Source organism: Klebsiella sp. SWET4 (genome assembly GCF_024296565.1).
In the GTDB taxonomy this organism is placed as follows: domain Bacteria; phylum Pseudomonadota; class Gammaproteobacteria; order Enterobacterales; family Enterobacteriaceae; genus Klebsiella; species Klebsiella variicola.
The window spans coordinates 1-1,015 of record NZ_JANCOB010000076.1 but is presented as its reverse complement, the minus strand read 5'-3'; the positions used below and the strand labels follow the sequence as shown (position 1 = coordinate 1,015).

The 1,015-nt window shown below is 71.0% G+C and carries 2 protein-coding genes; both read left to right on the top strand.

Annotation, left to right across the window (positions count from 1 at the left end; all coding sequences use genetic code 11):
- Positions 1-659 (top strand): hypothetical protein (locus tag NKJ21_RS27635; protein ID WP_254733495.1); only part of this gene is annotated, 659 nt, incomplete at its 5' end.
- A 1-nt stretch (position 660) separates the two neighbouring features.
- Positions 661-1,015: hypothetical protein (locus tag NKJ21_RS27630; RefSeq protein ID WP_254733494.1), on the top strand; the 355-nt coding region annotated here is incomplete at its 3' end.

Below are 1,015 nucleotides of genomic sequence, written 5' to 3'. Positions count from 1 at the left end.
AGCCGGATGCCTGGCGGGAATCGGTGGAGCGTTCGTCGCAGGACCCCGTGCCGTCGAGCCCGCCGCATTCGCACGATGACGGGATCAACACCCTGCCGCATTCCCTGGACCCCCATCGGCCCACGCGGCCCATGGCACCCAGCCTGCGTGAACACCGGCCTGCGCCGTCGCCGGATGATCGCCGTGGCCCGGATACGCTGGCCTCGCCCTATGTGCAGCGCGGCGCGCAGATGCGCCCTGGCGTCACGTACGAGCTGCATGAGGACGTGGACCCCGGCGATTTCGGCCCGGCCACCATTCCCGTGCCTGTGTCCGTGCAGGCCGAGCTGCCCGAGCCGGAGGGCGAGAAGACCGCAGCGCGCTCGCCTGCGCCCGAGGCCATCAAGGCCCGCGTTTCCGGCGTCGCCATCCGCTGTCGCACCCGCCTGTCGGACGGCGACCTGTCGGCTCTGGCGCATGTCACGGGCGTCAGTCGCGACGGCGGCCGCGTCACTCTGCTGACCTCCTCGGCGCCGGCCACCCTGCGCGAGCTGCTGGCGCGCGACGAGACGATCGACGACCTGACCGTCTCCGGCGCTTCGCTGGAGGACGCCGTCACGCGTCTGGTCCAGACCGGCGCCGCATTTCCCCAAACCCAACGCCAGATCGAGGCCGCCTGAGATGTCGCTCTTTCACACCCTGGCCGTCTATGGCCGAGAAGCCCGCACCCAGATCCTCTCGACCTGGCGGACGCCGCAATTTCTGATCCCCAGCCTGGCCTTGCCGCTGCTGTTCTACGGCGTCATCGGCTTGGGTCTGAGCCACGGCCATGAGGAGGCGGCGCACGCCATGCTGGCCAACTATGTGATCTTCGCCTCGATCGCGCCGGCCATGTTCGGCTTCGGCGCGGCCGTGGCCGCCGAGCGCGAGGCCAGGCTGATCGAGCTGAAGCAGATCGCGCCGCTGCCCGCCGGCGGCTATCTGGCCGGACGCCTGGCGGCCGCCCTGGCCCTGATCGCCGTGGCGGTGGCGCTGC